The organism is Pseudomonas sp. P5_A2_2, assembly GCF_054177685.1.
The window spans coordinates 1-2,099 of the sequence record NZ_JBGCUL010000793.1; the positions used below are offsets into that span (position 1 = coordinate 1).

Sequence of the window (2,099 nt, forward strand, 5' to 3'; positions counted from 1 at the left end):
GCTTGGGCTTGGAGCCACGCAAGTTCTCCAGGAAACGCAAGGTGCGCTCCTGGTGAGGACCGTTGATGACGACAGAGTCGAAGTAATCGAAGGAGTAAGGCCGGTTGAAGGCCTTGTCGGTCGGTGCGTGAACCAGGTGCATGTAGTGCTTCACCTGTTTTGAGCGTTTGAACTGCATCACGTCCAGCCCCGGCGTGGTCGAGATGCACACGTCAGCCTTGATCCGTCCGAGCAGCGCCCAGGCTTTATGGCCATCGCCGATAAAGCACGTGGTCAGGTCGGCATGGGCGGTCAGCCCGGGGTCGTTGCTGTCCGAGGTCAGGTACAGCGTTTTTATACGAGCCTTAGCCAGTTGCGCCAACAGGGGTTTGAAGGTGCCGTAATACCGCGCGCCCTCGGAGTAAATCACCACCGACCAGGTGTCCAGCACGCTTCGTTCGGCGGTGCCTTCCGCGCCTTTGGCCGAGCCGCTCAACTTGTAGTAGAGGCCTTTGGCAGAATAAAAAACCGTCGTGACCACCCCGGCAATCAGCGAGAACAGCAGGCTGCCAGTGCCCGGATCAAGGTAAAGACCGACATAAGGAATCGCCACGGCGTGTTCAAGCAGGATGGTCATTGCAACTTGCTCCAGTTGGCCGGAATCGAGACGTCGTCCTTCACTTCATACGTGTTGAGAATCTTGTAAGAGTCGGCGTTCTGCCCTTGGGGTTGCCACGGGGTTTCGTACAACTTCACCGGTTCCGTCAGCGGTTTGTAGGTGATGCGGTTGCCGGTGTTACGGTCCACACAACCGCCGATCACCTGACAGACAATGCCCGGCACGCTGGCATTGGAAATGAACTCGCGGCTTTCTTGTGGCACTCCGTGGGCGCCGAACGGTTTGATCAGCAACAGGTTCTGGAACTGCGAATACACTTCCTGTTTTTCGGCGTCATGGAAGCCATCCAGCAGTGGGTTGCGCGAAGGCCAGCCATGGTCCGAGACCAGCACAAACATGGTGTTGTCGTAGATGCCCTGCTGTTTGAACCAGTCCAGGTATTTGGTCACACCGCTCATGGCGCAATAAAAGGTGTCGTAGATCTCGGCGGTGTCTTCGCTCTTGAAGAACTCAAGTTCCTGAGGGGTGGTTTTCAGGCTCTTGTTCGGCACGCAGCTCTCGTCCAGCTTGAGCACCGCGCGGGTGATGTTGTTGGCCATGAAGGTAAAGGTCGGGCCAGGTGCTGCGGTATCGGAAATGCTCGGAAGTGCCAATAGCGAGAAGTAGTTCTCGAGAAACTTGTCTTCACGCTTCCACCAGGACAGCGAGGCACCTTGCCAGTTTCCGGCGTCATACACCTGCCCCTTCATGGCGTTGGGCACCGCCTTGTAAATCGAAATCGCCAGGTACTGCTTGAACACTCCCCACAAGTACTCGGTGTGTTTGCCGGACATATGTTTGTTGGTTTCCTGCCGACCGATGGTGTCGATGACGTGAATGCAATCGCCGGCACGCCCCTCAACGAATTTGTTGCAGTCACCACGACGGGCGAAGCCATACCAGAACGGGTCGACGTATTTAACGCCATAGCCCTTGGCGGCAAAGTTTTCCGGATAGAGCATGTAAGCCTGGTTGACCTTGTCTTCCAGGTTGCCCGGTCGATCGTTGATGTTGGCCGCGGTGTAATCGAACCCGCCAAACACCGCCGGTAATGCGTTGAAAGTCCGGTTGCCGGTGGACACCACGTTGGAATACCAGGTGAAACCACTCAGGCGTTCGGCCATGCTTGCATCACTTTTCAGCAACTTGGGGATGTAACCGGCCATGGAGCCGTCAATCATCAACACGACGATGTTTTTCTCAGTTTTCGAGAACGAGATCGTTTCTTTGCCGTCGTTACCGGGCGGAGGTATTGCAGCGATTTTCGAGGCCAGCGTGTAACCCGAGAACAAGGCATATGCCGCGCAGATCAACACAAATAGCGTGAGGAACTTACCTGCCTGCACGGCGAAACTTTTCAGCACGATCAACGCGGCCAGCAATGCACCGACACACACGGCAACATCGACAATCAAGTGCTCCCGGGAAACCACCAGGGCCTTGGGGTCAGAGAACTTGAAGT

General features: G+C 56.0%; 2 protein-coding genes. Both read right to left on the minus strand.

Going from position 1 to position 2,099, the window contains the following annotated elements:
• Positions 1-616 (minus strand): hypothetical protein (locus ACXRVY_RS25770; protein WP_458238598.1); only part of this gene is annotated, 616 nt, incomplete at its 3' end.
• Positions 613-2,099, minus strand: a 1,487-nt coding sequence (locus ACXRVY_RS25775) for a sulfatase-like hydrolase/transferase (RefSeq protein WP_458238599.1), incomplete at its 5' end; no start/stop codon positions are given. The genes ACXRVY_RS25775 and ACXRVY_RS25770, both read right to left, overlap by 4 nt.